The organism is Mycobacterium sp. 1465703.0 (assembly GCF_001672975.1).
GTDB lineage: Bacteria > Actinomycetota > Actinomycetes > Mycobacteriales > Mycobacteriaceae > Mycobacterium.
The window spans coordinates 1-26,600 of the sequence record NZ_LZKU01000273.1 but is presented as its reverse complement, the minus strand read 5'-3'; the positions used below and the strand labels follow the sequence as shown (position 1 = coordinate 26,600).

Below are 26,600 nucleotides of genomic sequence, written 5' to 3'. Positions count from 1 at the left end.
TCCGAGGACGGCTACCTGCCGGCACCGTTTCTGCTGGGCTCGGCAGTGGCCGCGCGGACGCAGCGGCTGGCGCTGAGCCTGATCCTGATCCTGCCGTTCTATGAAACCGTGCGGCTGGCCGAGGACATGGCCGTCCTCGACATCCTCAGCGCCGGACGGGCGTCGTACATCCTGGCGTTGGGCTACCGCCCCGAGGAGTTCGAGCACTTCGGTGTCCCGATCAAGAAACGGGGCCGCGTCTGCGACGAAAAACTGGCGCTGTTGCGGCGCCTGCTTGCCGGCGAAACCGTCGTCGAAGACGGACGCCGCATCACCGTGACCCCTCGCCCGCTGACTCCCGGCGGGCCCGCGATGATGTGGGGCGGGGGCACGGTCGCTGCGGCCAAACGGGCCGGCAGGTACGGCCTGGGCATGCTGGGCAACGCCAACGCACCCGGGATGCAGGAAGCCTACGAAGAGGCATGTCGCGAGCACGGACATACACCAGGACCGACAATGTTCCCCGACCGCAACACTCCTTCGGTCGTGTTCGTCGCCGACGATGTGGATCAGGCATGGAAAGAGATCGGCGACCATCTGCTGCACGACGTGCGCACTTATGCGGCGTGGAATCCCGGGGACGAGACGACGGCCGGGTTCAGCCACGTCAACACTGTCGACGAATTGCGTGAGACAGGGACGTCGCATGTGATCATCTCTGTGCCCGAGGCGATTTCGCGGGTGAAGGCCGGCCAGGTGCTCAACTTGTCGCCGCTGTGTGGTGGTCTGCCACCGGAAATCGCGTGGACCTATCTCAAGCGCGTCGGCGAAGTGGTGCTACCGCAGGCACTCGGCTGACGGCTACTCCTCGCCGAAGCGATCGACGAGGTGTGAATTGACGCCGTCGGCGTCGAGTCGTCGCGCCACGAGATAGCCCGCACCCATCCAAGCTCGACGCGTCCAGTTGCCGAACGATACGCGGGTTCCCGGAGCGCCGGATGCGGCCGGCATCATCTTGACGCGTTCGAGCGCCTCCTTGACGCCTCGGGGGCTCAGCGGGTGCGCATCGGACAGTGCCCGCAACAAGGTGCATGCGACATCTCGATTTACCACCGGCACACACCATTCCGGACGCCGGCCGTAGGCCTGCTTGTATTCGTCCAAGAACTTCTGCCCGACGGCGTTGCCCTCGTCGTATTGGTCGACCCCGGTCCAGCCCATGAACGCCTTCCACATGATGGGGTTGAGCCAGGCGTTCTGGAAGGCGGTGCCGCAGAATCGGGGCGGATCCCATCCCAGCGCGTCGAGTGCCGGGTTGACGAACACGATTCCGAAGCCGAATCCGCAATGCACAATGGCCTGCGCTTTTGCTTGGTGCAGCGTTTGGACCGCGGCCGTCACATCCCGGGCGGTCTGGGCGATGGCCGCTTCGGCTACGATGCGAATACCCTTGCGCCGGCACGCATCCCAAAAGTTCTTCAGATACGCCTCGCCGACCAGAGATTGTTCGATCAGCACGCCCACTTCGGTGTGACCAGCCTTGGTCAACTGGTCAGCCCAGAAGATCGGCTCGTCGGTATGCGAGCCCATCGGGAAGGCGAAGAACCATTCGCTGAGGGCGACGTCGGACCCGGTCACGCTGATACAGGGGACCTTGAAACGCTCCTCGATGGCTTCTCGGGTCGGAATCGCGTTGTCACCGATGTTCGGTCCGAAGACGGCCAGGCAGCCTTCATCACACAACTCGCCGTAGGCGTCGATGACCGCTTTGACCGATCCCTTGGGCAGGCCCTCTACTTCGCGGTAGATGATCTCGATCGGCCGATCGATCAATCCTTGCTCGACGCCCTGCTTGAAGACCAGATCGAACGGTTGGGTCAAGTCCTCGAAGTATGTCCTCGGAAAGCCTTCGGGCAGCCGGAAATCCATCAGGTAACCGATCTTGATCGGCTCTGCACCGCTTTCGTACGACACCTAACCTCCTACTTCGGTTGGTTCGGTACGCCCGGGAACAACTCGCCCGCCGGCGCGGTGGTGACCCAGCCTCCCAGCTTCGTCACCAGATGAGGCGCAAAGACCGAGCCGTACACGAGGTGTCCGATGACGACGACAGCCGCTATGGACAGCACCGAGGACTGCAGTCGCGTTTTGGATCTCTTATCGGCCCACATCTCGATGACATTTCGTCCTTCTGCATCGGTGCGTCCGAGCAGGTAGGTGAAGACCATCATCTGGATGGCCATCGCGAGCGAGTCGTAGAGCGGGTACTGGTGCAGGGTCCCTTCGCGGATCGCCAGCCCGGGAATCACCCGGCCGTAGTAGAACACTCCAAGTTTGGCGCCGAGGAATCCGTTGAAGAACAGCGCCCAGCAGAAGCCGACGATTAGACCGACCACCAAAAGTGTTTGGGGCCTTCGCCATTTGAAGCGTGCGCTCAGCCATCTGCCGAGCGCGGTGCCGGTCACGGCCGGCAGCACGAAGTAGGAGATGTAGCCGATGGGAACGAACAAAGGCAACCCGCCCCACGTCACATTCAGCGGCCACCACGACGGCATGCGGGGGATGGCGGGCGGGAACTGCGCGTACATCGCCCAGTCGTAGGGCGCCTCGATCCACGAGAAGGAGATCGCCGAGATGCACAGCAGCAGGAGCGGGTGCAGGCGGCGCTGACGAACGCTCAGATAGATGCCCAGGACGGTGAACGAGATGCCCCCGACCAGCGCGAAGCCACTCGCGGCCTGCATCACCGGTGTCATCTGGGCGCTCATCGGCCGTCTCCCTGGCTCCCGCGTGCCTGCGGGTCGAAGCGCAGCACCAGCCCGAAGATCAGAACGATCAATCCGAACAGTGTGCCGAGCATGATGACAGCGCCCACTGTCGCACCCCTTCCGGCCAAGTTTTCGTTAGGGTAGTGGATACTATCTTATGAAGATAGTGGATACTATCCCCAAAGACCTGCCGTTTCGATAGGAGTGGATCGGTGCCCCAGCGAGCAACTCAGCAGCCGATTCCGGCTACGGTCGCGCGTCGGCCCCGGGGGGAGCCGCGCAGGCTTCTGCTCGACGCCGCCCGGGCATTGTTCGCCGGCCAGGACTATCGCAGCACCACGACACGCGAGATCGCCCAGGCCGCCGGGGTCACCGAGCACCTGCTGTTCCGTAACTTCGGTTCGAAGGCGGCGCTGTTCCGCGAGGCACTTGTCGTTCCCTTCGTGAGCTTCGTCGACGAATTCGGCCAGACCTGGCAGTCGGTGGTCCCCGAGAAGACCGACGAGCAGGAGCTGACGCGGCTCTTCGTATCGAAGCTGTACGACGTCTTCGTCGAACACCAGGGTCTGCTGCTGACGCTGATGGCATCCGAGACTCTCAGCGACGAGGAGCAAGCGGATGCCGGCATTGCCGAGATCCGGCGGGCGATAACGCTGCTCGGTCAGATCAGCGTTGAGGGCATGCAATTGCGGGGACTGCGGTCTGATCACCCAGATTTACCGGCCTACTCGACCGTGTCGATGATCGCGGGGATGGCCGCCTTGCGTTCGACCTATTTCGGAAGCAACCAACCGCCGCGGGAGGTGATCGTTGAGGAACTCGTCCAGGCCCAATTGCACGGCTTCTTGCACCGCAACGACTGAGGGATTCGTAAATGACAAGCTCCAATGCCGTTGAGTTGTACTACGACCCCTTCGACCCCGAGATCGACGACAACCCGTATCCGGTGTGGAAGCGGATGCGCGAGGAAGCGCCGCTGTACCACAACGAAAAGTACAACTTCTTCGCGCTGAGTCGCTATGAAGACGTGGCGCGCGAATTGCCGAACTGGCAGACTTACCGTTCCGGCCGCGGGACCACCGCCGACATCTTGTTCGCAAACATCGAAGTGCCACCGGGCATTCTGCTCTTCGAGGACCCTCCGCTGCACGATCTACATCGCAAGCTGCTGTCCCGGGTGTTCACCCCGCGGCGCATGTTGGCCGTCGAGGATCTGGTGCGGGGATTTTGTGTCCGCGAGCTGGATCCGTTGGTCGGTGCCGGCGGATTCGACTTCATTGCCGATCTGGGCGCGATGATGCCGATGCGCACCATCGGATATCTCTTGGGCATCCCCGAAGCAGATCAGGAGAAGATCCGCGACCGCAGCGTCGCCAATATCGCATTGTCCAAGGACAGCGATCCCGCCGCGGTCGACGCGAACGTTTTCGCGAATTCCATCGCGTTGTTCGCCGAATACATCGAGTGGCGGGCCAGTCATCCGTCTGACGACTTGATGACCGAACTGTTGCGGGCCGAGATTGATGAGCCGGACGGCACGCGACGGCCGTTGTCGCGCACCGAGGTGTTGTCCTACACCGCGATGATCGCCGGTGCCGGCAACGAAACCACCGCGCGGCTAATAGGTTTCATGGGACAGCTGTTGTCGGACCATCCGGACCAACGCCGCGAACTGGTGGCGGACCCATCGCTGATCCCCGGCGCGATCGAGGAGACGCTGCGGTACGAGCCGCCGTCACCGGTGCAGGCCCGCTACGTCGCGCGCGATGCCGAGCTCTATGGCCGGGTGGTGCCCGAGGGGTCGTTCATGTTGCTGCTGAACGCTTCCGCCAATCGCGACGAAAGCCATTTCGCGGATCCGGACCGCTATGACATTCACCGGCGCGGAAGTCATCTCAGCTTTGGACAGGGCCTGCATTTCTGCTTGGGCTCGGCGCTGGCCAGGTTGGAGGCGCGGGTGGCCTTCGAAGAAGTCCTCAAACGCTGGCCCGACTGGGAAGTCGACTATCCGAACGCCCAACGGGCGCACACCGCGAGCGTGCGCGGCTGGGCCCGCCTGCCCGTCGTCACCGCCTGAGCGCAGCACTGCCGCCGTCTCGAGTGTGCGGCCAGCCGCACACCCAAGCTCGAGTGCGCGGCCAGCCGCGCACTCGGCGGAAATGCCAAGGCTATGAGTTGCTTTGGTCGACCAAGACCGCGCCGTCGGGCTGATTCCCTAAGGTCTGCAGCGGAATATCCTCGGGTTGCGTGGTCAGGCGGACGATCTGGGCTAGTTGTCCCGGAGCGTCGGACTGCAAATAGTGGTCGGCGCCCGGCACCACCCAGTAGCGGTTACGACCCGGCTTGTTCTTCAAATACGTCTGCCAGACATGATTGGGAACGCGCAACGGTGCCACGTTGTCGTGGATGCCCCAGACCACCGTTGTGTTCACTTCGCTCGTCGAAAGCGCTTCCAGCCAACCGGTTTCATCCGCGGCGCGTTCGTGCAGGTATTGAATGGTGTCGGGTAACACCCGGATTCCGTCATTGTGGGCGAAGCATTTGGCCAACGCGGCGATCTCCGGATCCGCCAAGGTACGTCGCGGCATGAACGTGCTCGCTCCCATGCCGGCCGCCAGCATCTCCGGCGTCGTCGCCGCCGCGGTGGCCCGCGCGGTCGTCGGGTCGAGCAGCGCGGCCTGAAATGCGGTGAGGTTGGAAAGCGGAAGGTAGATGTTCGCGTTGGTCAGGATCAAGTCGACCGGTACGGCCGGCGGATCCTGTGCGGCCAGCATGCCCAGCGCGATCATGCCGACGCTGCTGCCGCGGTCATGGGTGAGCATGCGGTATCCAGAGAGCCGCCACACCTGGGTGATCGCGTAGACGAGCAGACGGGCGTCGTCATAGAGCGAGTACACATAAGGCTCGGGTGGTTTATCGGAGAGTCCGTAGCCGGGAAAGTCCAGCAGGTAGATGTCGAACTCCGTGCTCAGTTCATTCGTCAAGGCGAAATAGTCGATGCTTGACGTCGGGAAGCCGTGCACCAATACCAATCCGGGCGCACCGGGAGTACCGCAACGGCGAATGAATACCGCGACTTCTTTGCCGCCGTTGGCCGCGGTTGTCGAGCGCCATCGAAGCTCGGTGCCGCCGTCTTGCCACTGCGCAAAGATGTCCAAGCTGCCAGCATCTCAGAGGCGGTCGCGGCTAACAACCCGTGCTTACGGGCACGTCACATGGATTCCAAAAGTCACGTCCCGCAAGCTACTTTGGCCGGGTGTGGTCGCTTGCCCCGTGCCGGTCACCGTGTAGCTGTTGCCGTCCTTGGTCGCTTGGACCTGAGTTGGTGACTTGGTGCCCTGGTAGGGCAATTGGTACTGGCCGGTGTCCAGCTTGAGCGTGATCGCGAAGCCATCGACGGCGGGCGGTTGCTCATCAGAGACGGCCAGCGACACCGAAGCCGAATCGTCATGCACGCTGATCCGGGTGGTGAGGTCACCCGATTCCGGGGGAGACGCATTCGGTTGCGCCGCCGATCGAGTGCAATCCACAGCGGCGATGATCGTGCGCTTGTTCCCGTCGATCATGACGGTCGTGCTTGCCAAAGGCGGACCTGAACTCTTGGCGGCCGGGTGATCCGCCTTGCTGGAACAGGCCGGCAGGCTGACCGCCAATACCGCCAGGCCGAGCGCGGCAGCGGCACGGGCGACGCATCGCCGCCAGCGGCGATTGTCGGTATCGGTCATGGAACTCCCTTTGGCTAGGACGTCACCAGGACTATAGGGCCCGTTCGTTTCCCCTACCTGACTAAAACCGGAGCGCGCGAAAAACGCCACCGCTGGCGTCCTGATTCGATACATGCTTATATAGACAAATGTCGAATCAATTGGCATCGGGGTGTTGCCCGGCATTGGGAGTGGCCGCACTGGCCGAACCGCAAGCCGCGGATCTGGCGGCGATGTTCAAGGCGCTCAGCGATCCGGTGCGGCTGCGCCTGCTGAGTCTGGTCGCCAGCCACCCCGGCGGACAGGCCTGCGTCTGCGAAATCTCCGAGACATTCGACGTGTCGCAGCCAACGATCTCCCACCACCTCAAGACGCTGCGATCGGCGGGGCTGTTGGATTGCGAACGACGCGGTACCTGGGTGTACTACTGGGTTGTTCCCGAAGCGCTGCAACAGCTTTCATCGGTGTTGAGCATCGACGCGCGAGTGGCTGCGGAATGCGGATCATGAGCCAGGCAGTCAGCGTGAGGCTTTCGACGCTGGATCGGTTCCTGCCGGGGTGGATCGCGATGGCGATGGTCGCAGGCCTGCTGCTGGGCCGGCTCGTCCCGAGCCCAGGGCGGGTGCTGGGCACCGTTGCTGTCGACGGCATCTCGCTACCGATTGCGATCGGGCTGCTCGTGATGATGTATCCGGTGCTGGCCAAAGTGCGCTACGACCAGCTCGACAGCGTCACCGGCGACCGCAAGCTCATGGTGACGTCTGTGCTGCTGAACTGGCTGATCGGGCCGGCGGTGATGTTCGCGTTGGCCTGGCTGCTGCTGCCCCATCTGCCGGAGTACCGCGCCGGGTTGATCATCGTGGGATTGGCGCGCTGCATCGCCATGGTCATCATCTGGAACGACCTGGCGTGCGGAGACCGCGAAGCCGCCGCCGTACTGGTCGCGCTGAACTCGATCTTCCAAGTCGTCATGTTCGCCACACTGGGTTGGTTCTACCTGTCGGTGCTGCCCGGATGGCTCGGGCTGAGTACGGCCGGCATCGATGTATCCGCCTGGCAGATCGCAAAATCCGTGCTCATATTCTTGGGCATTCCGCTGTTGGCGGGATACCTGTCACGTCGCCTCGGCGAACGCACCAAAGGCCGCGACTGGTATGAGAGTCGTTTCCTGCCCCGGATCGGGCCCTGGGCGTTGTACGGGTTGCTGTTCACCATCGTCATTCTTTTCGCCCTGCAAGGTCACCAGATCACCTCCCGCCCCTGGGATGTCGCGCGGATTGCGCTGCCGCTGCTGGTGTACTTCGCGATCATGTGGGCCGGGGGATACGGGCTGGGTGTGCTGCTGCGACTCGGATACCGGCGCACCACCACACTGGCGTTCACTGCCGCCGGCAACAACTTCGAACTGGCGATCGCCGTCGCGATCGCCACCTATGGCGCCGCGTCGGGTCAGGCGCTGGCCGGTGTGGTCGGGCCCTTGATCGAATGCCGGTCCTGGTCGCACTGGTCTACGTGTCGCTGGCGCTACGACCACGGTTGTTTGGTGAGACCAGCAGTTACTCTTCCGGCGCCGACAAGCCCAGCGTTCTGTTCGTCTGCGTGCACAACGCGGGCCGTTCGCAAATGGCCGCCGCGCTACTGCGCCACCTGGCCGGCGACAGCATCGACGTCCGCTCGGCAGGAACGGAGCCCGCCGAGCAGCTCAACCCCGCGGCCGTGGCGGTGATGGCCGAATGGGGCATTGATATCACCGACGTCCCGAAAGTGCTTACCGCCGAGACGGTTCAGGCAAGTGACGTGGTGATCACCATGGGCTGCGGTGACACCTGTCCGTATTTTTCGGGGGTTTCGTATCGCGATTGGCGCCTGCGTGATCCTGCCGGTCAGCCGGTCGAAACGGTGCGGGCCATCCGCGAGGACATCGCCGAGCGTGTCCGTGCCCTGATCGGGGAGCTGCTCGGGACCACGATCCAGATATCCGCCGCGAAAGGAAGGTAACCATGTCGCGCGTTCAACTCGCCCTCAATGTCGACAACCTCGACGAGGCAATCGCGTTCTACACCAAGCTTTTCGGTGTCGAACCGGCGAAGGTCAAACCCGGGTACGCCAACTTCGCCATCGCCGACCCACCGCTGAAGTTCGTGTTGTTGGAGAACCCCGGCCACGGCGGCACCCTCAATCACCTCGGCGTCGAAGTCGCCTCCAGCGAAGCCGTGCTGACCGAGGCCCGACGACTCACTGAGACAGGTCTGCTGACCGACGAAGAGATCGACGTAACGTGTTGCTTCGCCACTCAAGACAAAGTATGGGTAACCGGTCCGGACGGTGAACGTTGGGAGATCTACACGGTGAAGAAGGATTCCGAAACGTTCGGACCTGCCGACCAGTCGGACTCCAGCTGCTGCGCCTCATAGGCGGTGGTCGCGGCCTATGGCCAGGCGTCCGACTTGATCATGCTGCGCAGCGGTCCGGCAAAGACCGGCCGCACAACCTTTGAACGCCAACGCTCTTCGATGATGGGCGCCAGCGCACTGACGGTGGCCAGCGGATCCTCATCGAGGTAGACGACGGTGATGTACTGGTGGTCGGTTCGCCATCCGCGGGGAAGATGACTCCAGCCGGCGCTGGATCCAAAGGTCCACGCGCCGGCCGCGCCCGCTGACGCGAGCAGTGCCGGATAGTGCTCGGCGTGCAGCCATTGCAACCACTCATCGGACCGGCCGGCCGTCGGTTCTTCAACGATCAGCAGAATGCCGCGGTGCGGCCGAAACGGCACCACCTCGGGGGAAACAAGTGCACGGGGCGACGACCTCGACTGCAACAGGCGCAGGCCGGCCACTTGCAGGGACGGTCTCACGACCGGGAAGCGACCGTTGTCGCGCAATGCACGGCCGAGGGTGACGAAGTCGTCGAAGGTCTGTTCAACCGGATCGCTGACCAAATAGTGCACGGCATTGCCGATTTCGCCGAGTGGGCCGTTGGCCGCCAGGCGGTGGTCGGGGTAATCGCCGTCGGCGATCCAGCGCAGTCCGTGCACGATGCCGGGCAACTGGTACTGCTCCGGCATGTGATCCAGCAGGTGCCAGCGCAGATAACTACCGTCGTCGTCGACCGGTGGGGCGGCGGTGAGGCTGAATATGCCTGCCTTGACGCGACCGCTCATCCCTGCATGTACCCCCCGGCGTCGACGGGAATCGATTGACCCGTGATGGTGCGGCTCTCGTCGCTGGCCAGGAACAACGCCAAGTTGGCAATGTCTTCGGGTGAGGAGATATCTTGCAGGGCAACGCCTTTGAGTTGTCTTGCCCGGACGGTTTCGGCGTCGACGCCTTGCTCGTCGGCGGTGCGCTGCACCCATTTTCGCCACAGCTCGGTGTCGATGGCCCCGGGCACGATGCAATTGCACCGGATGCCGTGTGGGCCGACCTCGAGGGCAACGGCTTTGGTGAACGCCCGCAGTGACGCCTTGGCGGTGACGTAGTGCGTTTTGCGGACCATGCCGGAGTAGCTGACCGTGGAGGAGAAGTTCAGGATGACACCGCGTCGGCGCTGCAGCATCGACCGGTTGAGCACTTCGCGGCTGCACAGCATCGCGGCCGTGACGTCGATGACGAGGGTGGCGTTCCAGTTCTCCAGCGTCTGCTCCCAGATCCAGCGGTCCTGTCCGGGCGCAGCGGCGTTGTTGCACAAGATGTCGACCTGGCCGAACTCGTCGACCGCCCGCGCCACCATGGCAGCGACGTCGTTCTCATCCGTCACGTCGGCACGCATGGCGATGGCGCCGGGACCGGCCGCCTCGGCGGCGGCCCGGACCAGCTCTTCACGCCGTGCGGCCAGCAACACCTTGGCGCCTTCACGAACGAACAGCGAGCCCAGCACCGGCCCCAGGCCGGTACTGGCTCCGGTGATGATCGCGACCTTGCCGTCCAGCCGGCCGGTCATCACGTGGTCTTTCCAAGCGGATTCATGCCGGGCCGAGTCTAACTTTCAGCTAGTTGCCGTCGCGATGAACATGCCGGCAGCGGCGGCGACGAGCACCAGATCGATCAGCACGGCGTAACGACGGGGGTGGGCCCGGCGCACGAGTGAACGCGTGACGAACGGGCCGATCATCAAGGCAGTGCCGATGACCAGTCCACGGGCGACGACAGCGAAGCTGAGCGCACCCAACTGGCCGAAGGTGCTGATCTTGCCGATGTAGAGCACCAGGGCGCTGGCGGCTTCGGATCCCAGGAACGCGCCGCCGGTGAGCCCGTACCCGGTGAAGATGGGAACGCTCAGCGGACCCGTCGACAGGATCAAGCCGGTGAGGAAGCCGACGGCGACGCCGGCGATGGCAAGATGCCACAGCCGTACCCGCCACTGACGGGCCAGCGCGACCCTGCGCACCGGAATCATTGCGATGAAAAACATGCCGAGCAGCCCGTCGACCACCGGCTGCGGAATGGTCAGCAAGGTGTTCGCGCCGAGCACCGCGGCCGGAGTTCCCGGCAGCGCGTAGGCAAGCACCGGGCGCCAACGAATCTGCCGCCACCAGGCGGCAACACGGGCGACATTGGCCAGCACCGCCGCAATTCCCATGACAGGCACGGCGATTCGCGGTCCATACATCAGGACCAGCGCGGGCAACAGTACCAGCGACGATCCGGTACCTACCAGTCCGCCGAGTGCGCCGGCGGCCAACGCGATGAGGAAAAGGACGAACAGAGCCAGCATGACAGGACCTTCTCGCCGGCGCGGGCGCACCGGCGGGGGTCCTCCAGGCTTTTGTCCGTTCAGATGACCGCGCCCCATCGGAGGACGCGGTGGCGCCGCTCGGACCAGGCACACTGACGTCGGAACCCTAGGCGCTGTCGACCAATAGGCTAACAAACGCCTCCGAGGCGTGCGGCTGCACCGCGCTCCGACCATTAGGTCCTTTGCGAAAGCGCTAACGTATGTGCTAGCGCTTTCGAAAGTCTCCCAATGGTCCCCGGAAGACGAAACTATTGCCCGCGTTCCACCGGATGGTCGGGATCCGCACACCACTCAGACCACGACCCCGGATATAGCGCGGCCTGTCGGCCCATCGCGGCAAGCGCGGCGATGGTCACCGTGGCGGTGACGCCCGAGCCGCAGTAAGCGGCCACGGCATCGTGACGCTCGATCGCGCGATCGGATAAGAGCTCGGCAAGTGCGTCGTCGCCCAGGAAGGTGCCGTCGTCAGCCAGCACCGCTCCGCTGGGAAGATTTTTTGCGCCGGGAATGTGGCCGGCAACGGGATCGAGAGGTTCCACATCGCCGCGGTAGCGCTCCGGGGCGCGCGCATCAAGAAGCGGTACGGTGCCATCGGCGACTCGCTCCGCTGTCACCGTGGGGCGGCTTCCCGCATACAAATCATCTTGCGGCACAGTGACATTCCCGGGCGCGGGATCGACCGGCCCGGTCTCGAGGCTTTGTCCGGCCGACCGCCACGCGGCCAAGCCGCCGTCCAGAATGCGCACATTGTCCAATCCGGCCGCGGTCAGCACCCACCACGCTCGTGCCGAACCGGCACGATTCCAGTCGTCGTAGACCACGACCGGTGTGTCCTGCCGGATTCCCCACTTGCGCGCGGCGCCCTCCAGGTTGCGCCCCGACGGCAACGGGTGACGGCCCCGGCCGGAAATCGTGTGGTCGCTCAGGTCGTCGTCAAGCGAGACATACACCGCGCCCGGAATGTGGCCCTCCAGGTAAGCCGCGCGCCCGTCGGGCTCATCGACTTTCCACCGCACGTCCAGAATGGTCACCGAATCGCCGGCCGAGATGATGTCCGCCAACTCGGTGGCGGTGATCAAAACCTGATCGCGTGCTTCCACGTACCCCTCCTTATCGTCTCGGGTGAGCCTAGCCGCCTGGGCAAAAGCCCCTCCATTCAGCAAAGGGTGACGTAGTGTGCTGGTGAGCAGCAGAGCAAACAGGAGCCGCAATGGGCGAAGCGTATCGCGTGGCGCATGTGGGCACTGGTTACACCGGGTCGATGGCGCTGCGAAAAATCCTTCGGTCATCGCGATTCGAACTCGTCGCTCACCTAGTGCATAGCCGTGACAAGGTCGGCCGGGACTCTGGAGATTTGGTAGGTGAGGCCGCGGTCGGCGTCGAAGCCGTCGGCAGCCTGGAGGATTTCGTTGCGGTCGACGCTGACTGCGTGACCTACTTCGCCACCGCCTCCGGTCGCGACAGCAACGAAATCGTGGATCATTTGTGTGCGTTCCTGGCAAGCGGAAAGAATGTTGTCACGCCGTCATTCTTTGCGGCGTTTCATCCACCGTCACTCGACGGGTTCGCCCGTGAGCGGCTCGAAGATGCATGCCGTCGAGGCAACAGTTCGTTGTTCGCCGCGGGCATTGCGCCCGGTTTCACCAGTGACATCCTCGCCGTGCACGCGGCGAGTATGACCGATCAACCGACGAAAGTGACTATCCAAGAACGCATTCCGTGCGGCGCCTACCGCGTCCCGGGGTTCTTCGCGATGCTGGGGTTCGGTCGCACGCCAGAACAAGATGCCGAGGTCTACCCTGCCGGGGCGATGGTTGGCCATATCGCGCCGCCGTTGCGACTCGTAGCCCAGGGGCTCGGGTGGACCGTGGACGAAGTGCGTGAATATCGCGACGTCGCGGTTGCCAACCGTCGCTACACCTTTGACGCCGGCGAAATCCCGTTCGGCACGATAGCCAGCGTGCGGATGCGCTTTGAGGGCATCGTGAACGGCCAACCGCGCGTGCAATTCTCGTCGATCTGGTCGATGCCTGATGAACCGGTAGAAGACTGGCAGCCCGCCATTGCGGCGGGAAGCGGCGTCCGGCGACTGACGCGGATCACCATCGATGGTGATCCCCCCGTCCAGGTTGACTTCGCCCTGAATGGCGGCGACCTGCCCGGTTCGATGGCCACCGCCGCCCGTGTGCTCAACGCGATCCCTTCGGTCTGCGCGGCGAAACCCGGCATCCTCAGCGCGCTCGACGTCGTTGTCGGTGCGAACGCGTCGTCCACGGCGACACCGGTACAGGCCTCCGACTTCTGAGGTGTTACGCGCTCTGTTCGGAATCGCTTGGGTCGTCGAAGGTTGGGGCCCCCAATGACGCCAGCATGCCGGTGGCGGCGCGGTGCCAAGTGAAGTCCTCGGCGCGGCGTCGCGCAGAGATGCGGCGTTGCCGTTCGGGCCGACTGATGATGGCGCCGACCGCTTTTGCAATGGCGGCCGGGTCGTTGTCGGCCGACGCTCCGCTGTCCGGGGTGATGATCTCGGTGAGCGCCGACGTGCGCGAGACGACGGCTGGTGTCCCACACGCCAGCGATTCCAGCGCAGCCAGCCCGAAGGTCTCATGTGGGCCCGGCGCCAACGTCACGTCGGCCGAGGCCAGCAGCTGCGCCACGGTGCTGCGATCGGAGATGAAACCGGTGAAGTCGATCGGTAGCCGCGACGCCTGTCGCTCCAGCCTGGACCGCAATGGGCCCTCGCCCACGACGACGAGTCGCGCGTCGACACCGGCGTGGCACAGCGCGCCGAGCGCGTCGATGCTGCGGTCGACGCGCTTTTCCACCGACAGCCGCCCGCAGTGAACCAGCAGCATCTGGGTTGGCGCGGCCCAGCGCTCGCGCACCAGATAGGAGTGATGACGCGGGTGAAACGTCTGCAGGTCCACACCGAGTGGCACCGTGACGGAGTTGGTGGCGCCGATCCGGTCGAATTCCTCGCGCGCGAAACCGGTTGTGCACACCACGGTGTCATAGTTCGCGGCGGTGCGGGCGTTGGCCAAGTCGGCGAACTTCTGCGCGGCGCGTCGCGGAAGGATCTGTCCGACAAGGCGATCCAAGCGTTCATGGGAGATCATCACGGTCGTGGCACCGTAGTCGCGGCCCCAACGTCCCAGCGACCGCAGTGTCAGCCGGTCCGACACCTCCAAGGCGTCCGGTCGGAGCGCTTCCAGGACTGCTTTGACCGGTCCTGGCATCACCGCCCGGTAGCCGCCGGTGAAGGGAATCAACCTGGCAGGCAGGGTGATTCGGACTACGCCGGTGTACAACTGGGCGCGTTCGGCGCGCTGGCCGGGGACGATCAAGAATACCTCGTGTCCGCTGGCGCAATATTCCGCACCCAACCGGTCGATCGCGGTGCGAAGGCCGCCGGAGCGAGGGCCATAAAAATTGGCGACCTGTACAACGCGCATAACGTGAGGACACGCGGTGCGCATGTGCACTCACCAATGCTGAATCGACGCGTGCCTGAACACTCTGTGAATTTCGCTGGTGCTGGGCTCGCTAGCCGCTCGCCTGCGGCCCAAACCAGCGCTGCAGCGCCGCGCGTAGGGCCGATTCCTCGGCCGATCCGAATTCGTCGGCTGCCCAGGCGACATAGCCGTCCGGCCGGATCAGCAGCGCCGCGGCGGGCCGGTCCGCCACGCTCGCGCTGACGATGTCGACACGATCGGCCCAACCACGAACCGTGTTCGTGACCCCGCCCCCGAGATCGAGTAAGACGGGCCGGGCGTCGTGGAGTAGCTCGGCGACCCGGCGGCCGTCATCGAGCGTCAGCTCGGGGACGAGCCAACCCGACAGCGGGTGGTCATCGCCAACGTCGTAGCTGACGTCGGCGCCGGCCAGCAGCGCTGCCATGTGCCGTTGCGCATCCGGGAGCGTGAACAGCTCGCTCAACAGCGTTCGCAGGGCGCCGACTTCGGGTCCCGGTGACATGAGGGCGATCTGGGCCAACGAGTGCATCATGAGGCGCTGGGCGACGGGGTAGCGCTCGGACTGGTAGGTGTCGAGCAATCCGGCCGGTGCTGTGCCGTTGACTTCGGCGGCCAGCTTCCAGCCCAAGTTCATGGTGTCTTGCATGCCCAGGTTCAAGCCCGGGCCGCCCAGCGGGCTGTGCACGTGTGCGGCGTCACCGAGCAGCAGGACCCGGCCCTCGCGATAGCGTTCGGCGATGCGGGTGTTCTGTCCGTTGATCCGGCGAAGAGCATGCGGCCCGGCATCTTTCGGTTCTCCAATCGGAATGTCAACACCGAGGATGCGCCGTGCGCTCTCGCGGAGTTCGGTCAGAGTCATCGGAACGTCGGGCGCCGGTGGGCCGAACTCCAGGGTCCCGAGCAGCGACCGGCCCGGCTCGAATTCGGCGTAGATGATCCCGCCCCGGTCAAAGCGGCTGTGCCCGAACGGAAGCAGCCCGAATCCCGGAATCTCGATACAGCTATGGGGTCGGCGCAGCGCGTCGGGGATATGCACGTGAGCCAGTCGAGCCACCATTGGCGACGTGAAGCCGGGAAAATCGATGTCGAGTTTCTTGCGGACCACGCTGCGACCACCGTCGGCGCCCACGACGTAACCGGCGGCAATGACGTAATCGCGCTCGGGCGACGAAAGCGTCAGCGCAACCGATTCCGTGTTCTGTTCGATGTTGACGAGTTCATGGCCCCAGCGCAGATCGACGCCGAGGTCGCGGGCCCGCTTTTCCAGTAGTCGCACCAGCCGGGGCTGCTGCATGGGCAGCACATACATCGGGTTGTCGGTCACGTCGGAGAAGTCCAGGCCCAGGGCCGCGAAGATCCATCCGGGGTTTGGGCGTGGTGGTGCGTCGTCACCGGTGAAGGCGTGATACAGGCCACGCATGTCGAGCAGCCGGATGATTTGTCCGACAAGACCGTTCGCTTTCGGCTCGGAGCTGGGGCCGGGCAGGACGTCGAGCACGACCGGCCTGATACCGGCCAGAGCCAACTCGCACGCCAGCAGCAGCCCGTTGGGCCCGGCGCCGGCGATGACGACGGCGGCGTGTTCGTCAGCCATGGCGGACCTTCTTTCTGGGAGGTTCGGGCAGCCCGGCGCTGACGGCTGCGAAGCCCTCGCGGATCAGTGCGGTGATCGCCACCGGCGGATCGGCCCGCACATACGCGTCGGCCGCGGCGTCGCCCACCGCGCGGACGACGGACATCACCAATCGTGGGTACAGGTCGCGGTCGGGATCGGTGCCGGTACGTTCGGCGATGGCGTAGAGCATCTCGTCAAATAGGGTGTGAGGCACCGAGTTCCGGACTTGCGGGTGCATGACCAGTTTTCTTACTTCGACCAGTTCCTCACGACTGGGCGCGCGATTCTCGTCGCCGTGAACGTCGGCGAAGTCCGCCTCCAAGGGTTCCAGCACGGCGTGGGTGAGTGCCGTCCAGAGAGGTTCGTCGGCGGGGCGCTGCCGCAACACGGCAACACTGCGTCGCACACGTTCGGCTTGGCGGTAGGCCAGCGCTTCGTATTTGCCGCTGAAGTAGTTGTTGAAGGTGCGCAGTGACACGCCTGCCATATTCGCGACGTCTTCGCGTGTCACGTTTTCCAGCCCGCGCTCGAAGGCTAGCCGCAATGCGGCATCGCTGAGCGCACGCCGGGTGTCGGCCTTCTTGCGCTCACGGAGTCCGGTCATGGCGACCAACATACGCGAAACGTGCCCGGTGGGCAATATTGCCTAGCGGGCACATTTGAATGCGCACTGACGGCTCAGCGCGCGCCCCAATCCCACCGGGGTGTCGTCAGCAGGGTCTGGCCACTGATGCGTGTTTCGCCCCAGTCCTTGTACAGCTCGATTTCGACGGCCCCGTCTGAGCCCTCGGCGACCGGGGCGGCATCCAGGAACTCCAGCAGCGACCGCGAATGGGTGACCACCACAACCTGCGTCTTGGCCGCGGTGGTGCGGATCAGCGATGCCAGCGGCGCGACCAGGTCGGGGTGCAGCGAGGTCTCGGGTTCGTTGAGCACCATCAGCGAGGGTGGTTGCGGGCTCAACAGTGCGGCAGCCCACAGTAGGAAACGCAGTGTGCCATCGGATAATTCGGCCGCACGCAAGGCACGCAGCATGCCACGCTGGTGCAGCTGGAGGTCGAACAATCCGTCATGGATGGCCACCGAGACGGTGGCACCGTCGAACGCCTCGGCGACAGCGCGGTCCAGATCGTCGAACCCGGCCTCGAGGATCGTCTGAATCGCCGCCGCGAGGTCGCTGCCGTCGTCGGAGAGCACCGGGGTACGGGTGCCCACCTGCGGATGCCGCGCGGGCGCCGCCGCGTCGACACGAAACCCGTCGTAGAACCGCCAGCCGCGCAACCGTTCTCGCACGGCCGCCAGCTCGGGAAGCGCATGCGGGTGGGCGTATTCGGCTAGCACGCTGTGGTACGACGGCAGGGATCGGGACAACTCGTCGAAACCACGGCCGGAGTCCGCGCAGGCCTCGGCGAAAACACGGGACCGGCGCACCAGCGTGGTACTGGGCCGCAGCACGGGGCCGGCGAACAACACTTCGCGTTTGATCTCCGGATCGCGGGCGAACACCGACTTTCCGGCGGACTGCGGGATGCCCAGATCAACCAGGTAACCGAAATCGTCTGCGGCGAAGCCTAACTCGAGGGATATGGGCTTGGTGCGTACGGTGCCCTCGGCCTTGCCGGAGCGTCGAGCACCGGCCAGTTGTTCGGGGCCGGCCCACAGCACCGATTGCAGCCCACCTTCGCGGGCAAGCGACCCGATCACCTCGCCGCGGCCGCAATCGGCCAGGAGTCGCAACGCGCGATACAGCGAGGATTTGCCGGCGCCGTTGGCGCCGGTGATCACCGACAGACGACCCAGCGGCAGAATCACCTCACGCAGCGAGCGATACCCGCGGATCGCGACGGTGTGCAGCATGGGGCCGACTGTACGGCCGGCCACCGACGGGCCCTATTCCTCGTCGCCGTCATCGATTGCGGCGGCGATAAGTTGGACTTCCTCGAGGTCCATCTCGTTCTGCAACTCGCGCAGCACGATGTCGTCGATGAGGTTCTGGTTACGCAGCGTGGTGATTTCCCGGCGCTTGTGTTCGAGCACGCCCAGCCGTACCCGCCTCACCTTTTCCCGGCCCTTGAGTAGGCGGTTGTCCGGTGAACCGTTCTCGGTGGCCAGCACCAGCGCGGCCTTCTCCTCGTATTCCTTTTGCAGCCGGCGCCTGAGGTCGTCACTGATGCCGACTTCGTCGGCGACCGTTGGCAGCGCGGCCAGGGCGGCTTGGGCCCCGCGACAACGAGCCAGTTGCAGTTCCTCGGCGTGGGTGGCGTCTTCGGGCATTTTCGCCCACCGGACCACAGCCGGCAGCGTGGTGCCCTGCACGATGACGGTCACCAGGATGACGACGGTCACGATGAAGATCAGCAGGCTGCGGTCCGGGAATGGCGTGCCGTTCAACGTCGTCAACGGCACAGCCACGGCCGCGGCAAGCGACACGGCTCCACGGAATCCGGCCCAGACGGTGACGAAGCGCTGGCGCCAGCTGACCCGGCGTTCGCGTTGCACCTGGCGCCGGTCGATGAGCCTAATCAGCAGCGTGGTGATTTCGCCCCAGAAGATGCGAGACACGATCACCACGCCGGTGATCACCAGCGCCACGAACAGCGCGTGCCGAACTCCGCCGTCGACGCCGACGATGCCGCGCAACGCTCCCGGGATCTGGACCCCGACGAACACCCACAGCGAACCGTTGAGCAGGAACGTCGCAATGTCCCAAAACGCGGAGGACTGCAGCCGGGATCGGGCCCGGATCACCACCGGCCCGGCGTAGGCGAGCACCAGGGCCGACACCATCACGGCAACCACTCCGCTGCAATCCATCGACTGGGCCAGCAAGAAGGCCGCGAACGGCGTCACCAGGCTCAGGGCCCCTTCCTCCTGGGGCGCGTCGATTCGTTTGCGCAGCAACGTCACCGCGCCGCCGACCACCAGTCCGGCGACGATTCCGCCGAGGTAGGAGACGATGAACCGGACGGTCACCTCGGGCGGGGTGATCGCCGACCCACCGATCGCGACATTGACGCTGACGGCGAACAGCACCAGAGCGGTGCCGTCGTTGATGAGACTCTCGGCCTTTAGGACGGTCAGCGACCGGCGTGGCAGCTTCTTCGCAAGACCGGCCACCGCGGCCGCGTCGGTGGGGGACAGCACCGCACCCAGGACGCCCGCCGCGTGCGGATTCATGCCCAGCGCCCGCGCCGTCCACGACACCGCCACCGCGGTGGCGATCACCAGGACGATGCTGAGGAACACGATGATCCGCGCGTTGGCCCGGATCTCGCGGAAGCTGGTGTTCAGGCCCTCCCAGTACAGGATCGCGGGAAGGAACAGCAGCAACACGACTTCGCCGTTGACGTGTACCTGGCTCAAGTGGGGAACCAGCCCGAGCAGCACACCCATCAAGATCAGTAGGACCGGGGGCCCCACCCGGTAGCGCCGGCCGATGACCGTCCCGACGATGACGGTGGAGACCAGAGCAACGATCAGTTCGAGGCCAAACACCAGCCCATCCTGCCGGACCCCTCCGGTCCGCGCGGCTTGGGGTTTGGGCGGTTGCTGACGAGGTGAGCCCTCGGCGCCTATCTTCGGTCTGGATCAAGACCTATTAGGCTCCGGAGCGGAATCGAAGGGGGATCTGGTGAAGGTCAGGCTGCTGGTGACAGTTGCCGTGCTCATGTTGTCGACCGTGGTGGGCTGCCACTTCGCGTCCAGGAACCCGCCATCGACCAAAACGCTCCATGTCCCCATGACCGATGTGCTGACACAGAGCGAGATCACCCAGAATGTCACCCTTGCCGTCGGCAACACCTTGATCGTGGAGCTGGGATCGAACTACACCACTCCCTACCGGTGGGCGCCCGACACCAAGATCGGCGACTCGTCGGTGATCAAGCAGCTCAGTCACGCGTTCAAGCAGCCGGCCTCTGACGCTCTGGGGGCGCCGGGCACCGAGGTGTGGACGTTCGCCGCGCTGAAGCCGGGAACGACGACCATTGGCACGTCATACACCAGCTTCGTGGGCAAGGACGCCAAACCGGCGTGCACCTACACGCTGACCGTCACGGTGCAATAGCCGATCGACGGCGTCCGAGCTCAGGAGGCGCCGGGGGCCGCCGCCACCACGTCGGCCCGCAGGTGCGCCGCGTAGACCTCGGCCAGGAATTGCTCGACGGCCACCGCCGTGTGCGCGGCGCGTACCGAACCGAAGATGTCGAAAGCGTGTTGGGTGAACGGTAATTCGGCGTACACCACCGGCTGCGCGCTGATCTGGCGGAGTTGGTCGACGAAGGTGCGGGCTTGCTCGACGTAGGCCAGCGAGTCGTTGCTGCCGTGCAGGACGAAGAACGGGGGAGCGTCGGCGCGGACATGGTTGACCGGTGATGCGGCCTCGAACGTCTGCCGGTGCGTCGAGGGCTTTTGCTTGATGATCGACTTGATCAGCAGCCCGGGCATCATCGGATGCAGCGTCTTGTCGAACCGGGTGAAGTCGTAGATGCCGTAGAACGGCACCGCCGCCTGCACCCGGGTGTCAGCGTCTTCGAATCCCGGCTGGAACTGCGGATCGTTCGGCGTCAGCGCGGCCAGGGCCGATAGGTGCCCGCCGGCCGAACCCCCGGTGATGACGACGAAGTCGGGGTCGCCGCCGTATTCGGCGATGTGCTCCTTGACCCAGGCGAGGGCGCGCTTGACGTCCACGATGTGGTCGGGCCAGGTGTTGCGCGGGCTGTGCCGGTAGTTGATTGCCACGCAGATCCAGCCCAGCTCGGCCAGGTGGCTCATCAACGGATGAGCTTGTCCGCGTTTGTTTCCCGTCGTCCAGGCGCCGCCGGGGATTTGGAAGAGCACCGGCGCCTTGCCGTCCGGGTCGAGATCGGGACGCCGCCAGATGTCCAGGTGGTTGGCCCTGCCGAATTCGCCATAGCTGATGTCGGAGTCGTGGGCGTAATCGCGGTAAATCCGCAGCATCCGCAGCAACCCCGGGGTCTTGGCGCTGCCGCCGCCGGCCGGCCGGCGCCACAGATTCGTCGCCTCGGTAAGCCGATCGGCGCCCAGCCCGCTGTCCAACGCCTCGCTGAGGGGCACATTGGCCCGATGGCCCGCGCGGCTGAGGTTCAGCAGGCCCACGGCCGAGAGGCCGGCAACCACCCAGGCGATTATCCGCACCGGCCGGGTCAGCCGACGGCCGGTCAGCACCAGCCCGCCGAGCTGGGTCAACAGGGTTTGCAGCGGCAGTTCGGTGACGACGAGACCGAACATCCACGAGTACAGCGACGGGAATCCGCCGCGGGCCAGCGGTCGGTAGGCGTTGAGGGTGGACGCCGCGGTCACGGCGGTAACCGCCAACGACCCTATTTGCCGGATGACGTGGATGATTCGAGCTGTCCGCATTGCCTCACCTTACGAAATGGATGAGTGACTGTCGGATCCGCTAGCTGTACAGCTAGCGGATTTGGGGTCGGCCATATGGTCCGGAGAGGTGGCGCGCCGCGGCGCGCGTCGCCCACGCGGCGCCCCGTCGCCTCGCCAGCCCCGCCGGCCGTCGCCCCCCGCCCCGGCCGTCCGTCGCCTCTCCGGTGGGGATAAGTGACTCGCGAAACCGCTAGCGCCCGTGCTACCAACCCCGCGTGAACCACTACACCTATCGCGTCGCATGGTCGCCTTACCACGGCGAATACGTCGGCGCCTGTCTCGAGCTGCCCTTCGTGCGCAGAGAGGCGCCGACCGCGCAAGAGGCCATCGAGGCGGTCGAGACGGCCGTCGATCGGCACATCGAAGCCATGCTGGCCACCGGCGAAACGCCACCGACCCCGATGGCGGACCGCAGCTACAGCGGCACGATCGTCATCAGAACATCCCCGGAGCTGCACAGTCGTCTCGCCGCCGAAGCCGCCGAACAGCAGGTCTCGATGAACCAGTGGGTGGTTCAGAAGCTTTCGGGACGGCGCCCAAGCGACACGTTCGGGCTTTCGGGATGGGACTAGCGGCGGGTGAAAGCTAGGACGCCTCTGCTCTGTTTTCCAGCTCGTTGACCGGCGCCGGGTCGTTCTCGGTCAGTCCGACCTTCGCCGCGCCCCCAGGCGAACCGAGCTCCGTGAAGAAGTCGGCGTTGATCTGCAGGTATTGGCTGTGCTCGGCGGGCAGGTCGTCTTCGTAAAAGATGGACTCGACCGGGCACACCGGCTCGCAGGCGCCGCAGTCGACACACTCGTCGGGGTGGATGTAGAGCATCCGGGCGCCCTCATAGATGCAGTCGACGGGGCATTCCTCGATGCATGCCTTGTCTTTGATGTCGACACAGGGCTCGGCGATCACGTAGGCCACGAGTGTTTGTCCTTCCTTCTGGCTAGCGGGGTCAGCCGGGTGCGAGCCGCTCAAACGCGGTCTGGCTGGCTAATTTAGCGTGATGGCGCCCGCCCGGGCTACCGGCCTCTTGGTTGAAGCAATCGGCGGCCCGCAAAACAGCGGGGCCCAGGCTGCGCGGTCTGAACCTGGTGGGCTGCACGCCTCATGTGTCCCATCGTTGCGGCTCGGGCCGGAGGCGAGTAGAGGTTTGGCGTTGTGGTGTCACAAGCTATAGTTGTGACACATGATTTGATTGTGAGCTGCCGCCTATGCCCCTGAGCCCTCGGTTGCCCGAACTCGCCTCGTTCGAGGCTTTTGTGGCGATCGCCGAGACCGGCAGCCTCGGCCGGGCCGCGCGCGAACTCGGGCTGACCCAGCAGGCGATATCCCGGCGGCTTGCCACCATGGAGGCCCAGATCGGCGTCACGCTGGCGGTCCGGACCACGCGAGGCTCGCAATTGACGCCCGCCGGCCTGATCGTCGCGGACTGGGCGACCCGGTTGCTCGAAGTCGCGAACGAGGTCGACGCGGGGCTTGGCTCGCTGCGCAAAGAAGGTCGCGAACGCATCCGGGTGGCGGCCAGTCAGACGATCTCCGAACAACTCATGCCGCAGTGGCTGCTCTCCCTGCAGAACGAGGCGGCGCAGCGCGGGGAGACCGCACCTCAGGTGATTCTGACCGCCACCAACAGCGACCACGCCATTGCCTCGGTCCGTGACGGCAGTGCCGATCTCGGATTCGTCGAAAACCCTGGTACGCCAACGGGTCTAGGCACATGTGTGGTGGGGGAGGACGAACTGGTGATCGTGGTGCCGCCTAATCACAAGTGGGCGCGACGATCGCGGGTGGTGACGGCGCGCGAACTCGCGCAGACGCCGCTGGTCGCTCGCGAACTCCATTCGGGCATCCGCGATTCGCTCACGGTAGCGCTGCGCAAGGTGCTCGGTGAGGACATGGAACAAGCCCCGCCCGTACTCGAATTGACCTCCGCGGCGGCGATGCGCGCCGCCGTGCTCGCCGGTGCGGGCCCGGCGACCATGAGCCGACTGGCCGTCGCCGACGACTTGGCGGTCGGCCGGCTACACGCGGTGAATATCCCGGAATTGGACTTACGCCGCAAGTTTCGGGCCATCTGGATCGGCGGACGCACCCCGCCGGCCGGGGCGATCCGCGACCTGCTCAGCCACATCATCAGCCGTACGGCGGCTTCCAAAAGCTAGGCCGCAGCGTCCTCGGCAAGCGCCTCGTCGTAACGGTCCAGCACGGTCTCGGCCACCAACCGGTGCGCCCCCAGTGGTGCTGCCATCGGAATGTCGTTGTGGCGGGCGAAGTTTGACACGCCGTCGGTAATGAGGCCAGGCGCCAGAAACCACGGAGCGATCACCAGCCGGCGTGCACCGCGGCGGCGCAACTGGTCGGCGGCGCGGGTCACCGACGCCTCGGGCCGGGTGGCGAACGCCGTTGTGGCCCCGGCCCATTGGGTGCCGGCGGCCAACCTGGACGCCACCTTCGCGGTGCGGGCATTGGCGGCGAGGTTCGACGAACCGATCGCGACCACCATCACCCCGAGATCCTCGTCGAGCGGGGAAACCCCGACCTCGGTCAGCCGCTCGCGCAGCACCGACACCAAGCGATCGTCTTCACCCAGCACGTCGGCCTGCCGGACGCCGTGCGCACCGGCTTGCACGATCTGCTTGGGGATGTCCAGGCGCGCGTGATAGGCGCTGGCCAGCAGCAACGGGGCGACCACCGCGCGATGGGCGTCCGGCAAGCCAGCCAGCACGTCGACGAAGTTCGGGGTATTGAGCTCCAGGAAGGCCAGCCGCACGTCAAGGTCAGGGCGCATCCGCGCCAGCCGGTCGGCCACGGCTTGGGCGTTGGCGCCCGACCGCGGGTCGCGGCTGCCATGTGCGGTGAGGACGAGTGTGCTCATGTGGACCTCAGCGCAATTCGTCCTCGTCGGCGCGCAGCGCCCAGGAGGCGAACGTCTCGTCGTCCTGACGGCCATCGATGTACTTGCGAGTCACCCGGTCGATGTAGTCGCCGAGTTCGGCGCTGGTGACCTTGTGCTGGCGCAGCTTTCGGCCGAAGCCGCTTTGCTCGCCCAGCCCGCCGCCGAGGTGAACCTGAAAACCCTCGACCGAGTTGCCGTCGCCGTCGTCGATCCACTGACCCTTGAATCCGATGTCCGCGACCTGAATTCGGGCGCACGAGTTCGGACATCCGTTGAGATGCACGCTGATCGGTAGGTTGAGCCGGGAGTCGACGTCGGCCAGCCGCTGCTCCAGCTCGGGTACCAAAGTCTGTGCGCGAACCCGGGTTTCGGCGAACGAGAGCTTGCAATACTCAATCCCGGTGCATGCCATGGTGTTCTTGCGCCAAGACGACGGCCGCGACGGCAGACCCAGCGCCTCCAGGCCTGCGATGAGTTCGTCGACTTTGTCGTCGGGAACGTCGAGGATGACCAGCTTTTGGAACGGCGTCCACCGCGCGCGGTCCGAGCCGGCCTTCTCCATCAGATCGGCCACCGCCGACAGGGTGCTGCCCGACACCCGCCCGACGATCGGCGCGACGCCGACGGCGTTGAGGCCGTTCTTGATCCTCTGCACCCCGACGTGGTCGATGGTGTGCTTGACCGGCGTGGGCGCCGGTCCATCGATCAGGCGACGGTTGAGGTACTCGGTCTCCAAAACCTCGCGGAATTTCTCCACGCCCCAGTCCTTGACCAGGAACTTCAGCCGGGCCTTGGCGCGCAGCCGTCGGTAGCCGTAGTCGCGGAACAGTTGGGTGACGCCCTCCCAGACGTCGGCGACCTCGTTCAGCGGGACCCAGACGCCGAGCCGCTGGGCCAGCATCGGGTTGGTCGACAGGCCGCCGCCCACCCATAGGTCCAGGCCAGGGCCGTGTTCGGGGTGGTTGACGCCGACGAACGCGACGTCATGTGTCTCGTGCGAGACGTCCTGCAAACCGGAGACCGCGGTCTTGTACTTGCGCGGCAGGTTGGCGTACTCGGGGTTTTTCAGCGCGCGCCGGACGATCTCGTCGATGGCGGGCGACGGGTCGAGAATTTCGTCGAGCGAGTCGCCGGCCAGTGGTGAACCGTGGATGCCGCGGGGGCAGTCACCGCAGGCCTCGGTGGTCTGCAGGCCCACCGAATCGAGACGACGCCAGATCTCGGGAACGTCTTCGATGCGGATCCAGTGCAGCTGCAGGTTTTCCCGGTCGCTGATGTCGGCGGTGTCGCGGGCGAATTCGGTCGAAATCTGGCCCAGGGTGCGCATGGTGTGCGCGGTCATCGCCTTGCCGTCGGAGCGGACCCGCATCATGAAGTACTTGGCTTCGATCTTGTCGGTGTTCTCGTCGCCGGTCCAGCTGCCGTCGTAGCCCTGCTCGCGTTGGGTGTAAAGGCCCATCCAGCGGAACCGCCCGCGCAGATCGTCCTTGGCGATGCTGTCGAAGCCCTGTTTCGAGTAGATGTTGATGATGCGGTCGCGCACGTTCAGCGGCGCGTCGTCGTTCTTGAACTGCTCGGCGTGGTTGAGCGGTTCGCGATCGCCCAGCGCCCACTGACCCTCGTTGCGGGTCTTGACGGGACGTGCGGTGGTCATGTGGTTCTCCTTCGCGAACATTCCTTGTGTCGGCCTCGGGACGGGCTGTCGGGCCGCGGAATCGCGATGATGTTGGGTCTGTAGGCACCCATAGGTTCGTCGTTGGACCCACGGGTCGCGAATTCCATGGTGCACCACTTACGGCGGCGTCAGTAGAGGTCACATGTTGTGAGGGCACAACCCGCTGTTGTGTGCTCCGGTTCACGTTTTGCCATGCAGCCAGAGCGATTGGGCGCGGGCGCTTTTCGGATCCGCAGTAGGGTGGCCGTTATGAGCTCCTCCGACATCCACGATGTGATCGTCATTGGTTCGGGTCCTGCTGGGTATACCGCGGCGTTGTATGCGGCGCGGGCGCAGTTGGCGCCGGTGGTGTTTGAGGG

27 protein-coding genes and 1 pseudogene are annotated in these 26,600 nt (G+C 65.1%); 11 read left to right on the top strand and 17 right to left on the bottom strand.

Going from position 1 to position 26,600, the window contains the following annotated elements; translation table 11 throughout:
* Window positions 1-837 (top strand): LLM class flavin-dependent oxidoreductase (locus A5625_RS25825; RefSeq protein WP_067001038.1); only part of this gene is annotated, 837 nt, incomplete at its 5' end.
* 3 nt (window positions 838-840) lie between these two features.
* Here the strand turns inward: A5625_RS25825 and A5625_RS25820 are convergent.
* Both A5625_RS25820 and A5625_RS25815 read right to left on the bottom strand, forming a co-directional pair.
* Window positions 841-1,953 carry an ABC transporter substrate-binding protein gene (locus A5625_RS25820; protein ID WP_067001037.1) on the bottom strand — a complete coding sequence of 371 codons (1,113 nt, stop codon included), beginning with the start codon at window positions 1,951-1,953 and terminating at the stop codon, window positions 841-843.
* A gap of 8 nt (window positions 1,954-1,961) precedes the next feature.
* Entirely contained in the window at window positions 1,962-2,747 is a 786-nt protein-coding gene (locus A5625_RS25815) for a spirocyclase AveC family protein (RefSeq protein ID WP_067001035.1), read from the bottom strand.
* Between the two features lie 212 nt (window positions 2,748-2,959).
* Here A5625_RS25815 and A5625_RS25810 point away from each other — a divergent pair, with 212 nt between their 5' ends.
* Window positions 2,960-3,610 (top strand): TetR/AcrR family transcriptional regulator, encoded by a 651-nt coding sequence (locus A5625_RS25810; protein WP_067001033.1) that lies wholly within the window; start codon window positions 2,960-2,962, stop codon window positions 3,608-3,610.
* 11 nt (window positions 3,611-3,621) lie between these two features.
* Window positions 3,622-4,824 carry a cytochrome P450 gene (locus A5625_RS25805; protein ID WP_067001031.1) on the top strand — a complete coding sequence of 401 codons (1,203 nt, stop codon included), beginning with the start codon at window positions 3,622-3,624 and terminating at the stop codon, window positions 4,822-4,824.
* A gap of 91 nt (window positions 4,825-4,915) precedes the next feature.
* Here A5625_RS25805 and A5625_RS25800 read toward each other — a convergent pair whose 3' ends face one another.
* Both A5625_RS25800 and A5625_RS25795 read right to left on the bottom strand, forming a co-directional pair.
* Window positions 4,916-5,905 carry an alpha/beta fold hydrolase gene (locus tag A5625_RS25800; RefSeq protein WP_067001028.1) on the bottom strand — a complete coding sequence of 330 codons (990 nt, stop codon included), beginning with the start codon at window positions 5,903-5,905 and terminating at the stop codon, window positions 4,916-4,918.
* Between the two features lie 42 nt (window positions 5,906-5,947).
* Entirely contained in the window at window positions 5,948-6,472 is a 525-nt protein-coding gene (locus tag A5625_RS25795) for a lipoprotein LpqH (protein WP_067001025.1), read from the bottom strand.
* 128 nt (window positions 6,473-6,600) lie between these two features.
* Between A5625_RS25795 and A5625_RS25790 the strand changes: the two genes are divergently transcribed.
* The 3 genes and pseudogenes from A5625_RS25790 (at window position 6,601) to A5625_RS25775 (ending at window position 8,865) form a co-directional block, all read left to right on the top strand.
* A complete protein-coding gene (locus tag A5625_RS25790) occupies window positions 6,601-6,960 on the top strand; it encodes a helix-turn-helix transcriptional regulator (protein ID WP_067001022.1) in 360 nt (119 codons plus the stop codon).
* Window positions 6,948-8,449, top strand: a pseudogene (gene arsB / locus A5625_RS25785) (ACR3 family arsenite efflux transporter). Before A5625_RS25790 ends, arsB begins: the two are co-directional and overlap by 13 nt.
* Before the next feature lie 2 nt (window positions 8,450-8,451).
* Entirely contained in the window at window positions 8,452-8,865 is a 414-nt protein-coding gene (locus A5625_RS25775) for an ArsI/CadI family heavy metal resistance metalloenzyme (RefSeq protein ID WP_067001019.1), read from the top strand.
* 14 nt (window positions 8,866-8,879) lie between these two features.
* Here A5625_RS25775 and A5625_RS25770 read toward each other — a convergent pair whose 3' ends face one another.
* The 4 genes from A5625_RS25770 to A5625_RS25755 all read right to left on the bottom strand — a co-directional run bounded on the left by A5625_RS25770 (window position 8,880) and on the right by A5625_RS25755 (window position 12,288).
* Window positions 8,880-9,614, bottom strand: coding sequence for a hypothetical protein (locus A5625_RS25770; RefSeq protein ID WP_067001017.1), 735 nt, complete (start codon window positions 9,612-9,614; stop codon window positions 8,880-8,882).
* On the bottom strand, window positions 9,611-10,393 hold the full coding sequence (locus A5625_RS25765) for an SDR family NAD(P)-dependent oxidoreductase (RefSeq protein ID WP_067001014.1): 783 nt from the start codon (window positions 10,391-10,393) through the stop codon (window positions 9,611-9,613). The genes A5625_RS25770 and A5625_RS25765 overlap by 4 nt, the downstream gene beginning before the upstream one ends.
* 45 nt (window positions 10,394-10,438) lie before the next feature.
* Entirely contained in the window at window positions 10,439-11,167 is a 729-nt protein-coding gene (locus tag A5625_RS25760; protein WP_067001012.1) for a sulfite exporter TauE/SafE family protein, read from the bottom strand.
* A 269-nt stretch (window positions 11,168-11,436) separates the two neighbouring features.
* On the bottom strand, window positions 11,437-12,288 hold the full coding sequence (locus A5625_RS25755; protein WP_067001007.1) for a sulfurtransferase: 852 nt from the start codon (window positions 12,286-12,288) through the stop codon (window positions 11,437-11,439).
* A 329-nt stretch (window positions 12,289-12,617) separates the two neighbouring features.
* Here A5625_RS25755 and A5625_RS25750 point away from each other — a divergent pair, with 329 nt between their 5' ends.
* The gene (locus A5625_RS25750) at window positions 12,618-13,493 is read left to right on the top strand and encodes a hypothetical protein (RefSeq protein WP_156748565.1); all 876 of its coding nucleotides are present in this window, start codon (window positions 12,618-12,620) and stop codon (window positions 13,491-13,493) included.
* A 4-nt stretch (window positions 13,494-13,497) separates the two neighbouring features.
* Here A5625_RS25750 and A5625_RS25745 read toward each other — a convergent pair whose 3' ends face one another.
* The 5 genes from A5625_RS25745 to A5625_RS25725 form a co-directional block, all read right to left on the bottom strand.
* Window positions 13,498-14,640, bottom strand: coding sequence for a glycosyltransferase (locus tag A5625_RS25745; RefSeq protein ID WP_067001001.1), 1,143 nt, complete (start codon window positions 14,638-14,640; stop codon window positions 13,498-13,500).
* Window positions 14,641-14,731: 91 nt separating this feature from the next.
* Window positions 14,732-16,255: an FAD-dependent monooxygenase gene (locus A5625_RS25740; RefSeq protein WP_067000998.1), complete on the bottom strand. Its 1,524-nt coding sequence runs from the start codon at window positions 16,253-16,255 to the stop codon at window positions 14,732-14,734.
* The gene (locus A5625_RS25735; protein ID WP_067001045.1) at window positions 16,248-16,880 is read right to left on the bottom strand and encodes a TetR/AcrR family transcriptional regulator; all 633 of its coding nucleotides are present in this window, start codon (window positions 16,878-16,880) and stop codon (window positions 16,248-16,250) included. Before A5625_RS25735 ends, A5625_RS25740 begins: the two co-directional genes overlap by 8 nt.
* Window positions 16,881-16,954: 74 nt before the next feature.
* Window positions 16,955-18,133 (bottom strand): AAA family ATPase, encoded by a 1,179-nt coding sequence (locus tag A5625_RS25730; RefSeq protein WP_067000995.1) that lies wholly within the window; start codon window positions 18,131-18,133, stop codon window positions 16,955-16,957.
* A 33-nt stretch (window positions 18,134-18,166) separates the two neighbouring features.
* Complete coding sequence (locus A5625_RS25725) at window positions 18,167-19,771, bottom strand: Na+/H+ antiporter (protein ID WP_067000991.1); 1,605 nt, start codon at window positions 19,769-19,771, stop codon at window positions 18,167-18,169.
* Window positions 19,772-19,907: 136 nt separating this feature from the next.
* On the opposite strand from A5625_RS25725, the gene A5625_RS25720 reads away from it, so the two are divergent.
* Complete coding sequence (locus tag A5625_RS25720; RefSeq protein WP_067000987.1) at window positions 19,908-20,342, top strand: protease inhibitor I42 family protein; 435 nt, start codon at window positions 19,908-19,910, stop codon at window positions 20,340-20,342.
* Window positions 20,343-20,362: 20 nt separating this feature from the next.
* Here A5625_RS25720 and A5625_RS25715 read toward each other — a convergent pair whose 3' ends face one another.
* A complete protein-coding gene (locus A5625_RS25715; protein WP_067000984.1) occupies window positions 20,363-21,658 on the bottom strand; it encodes an alpha/beta hydrolase in 1,296 nt (431 codons plus the stop codon).
* Window positions 21,659-21,894: 236 nt separating this feature from the next.
* On the opposite strand from A5625_RS25715, the gene A5625_RS25710 reads away from it, so the two are divergent.
* Window positions 21,895-22,251, top strand: a complete 357-nt coding sequence (locus tag A5625_RS25710; protein ID WP_067000981.1) for a type II toxin-antitoxin system HicB family antitoxin — start codon at window positions 21,895-21,897, stop codon at window positions 22,249-22,251.
* A 13-nt stretch (window positions 22,252-22,264) separates the two neighbouring features.
* Here A5625_RS25710 and fdxA read toward each other — a convergent pair whose 3' ends face one another.
* Window positions 22,265-22,591 (bottom strand): ferredoxin, encoded by a 327-nt coding sequence (gene fdxA / locus A5625_RS25705; RefSeq protein WP_067000978.1) that lies wholly within the window; start codon window positions 22,589-22,591, stop codon window positions 22,265-22,267.
* Window positions 22,592-22,881: 290 nt separating this feature from the next.
* On the opposite strand from fdxA, the gene A5625_RS25700 reads away from it, so the two are divergent.
* Window positions 22,882-23,832, top strand: coding sequence for a LysR family transcriptional regulator (locus tag A5625_RS25700; protein ID WP_067000975.1), 951 nt, complete (start codon window positions 22,882-22,884; stop codon window positions 23,830-23,832).
* Here A5625_RS25700 and A5625_RS25695 read toward each other — a convergent pair.
* Entirely contained in the window at window positions 23,829-24,545 is a 717-nt protein-coding gene (locus A5625_RS25695) for a sirohydrochlorin chelatase (protein WP_067000972.1), read from the bottom strand. The two genes, A5625_RS25700 and A5625_RS25695, sit on opposite strands and share 4 nt — an antisense overlap.
* Window positions 24,546-24,552: 7 nt before the next feature.
* Entirely contained in the window at window positions 24,553-26,220 is a 1,668-nt protein-coding gene (locus A5625_RS25690) for a nitrite/sulfite reductase (protein ID WP_067001041.1), read from the bottom strand.
* Between the two features lie 270 nt (window positions 26,221-26,490).
* On the opposite strand from A5625_RS25690, the gene A5625_RS29365 reads away from it, so the two are divergent.
* Window positions 26,491-26,600 (top strand): FAD-dependent oxidoreductase (locus A5625_RS29365; protein WP_156748561.1); only part of this gene is annotated, 110 nt, incomplete at its 3' end.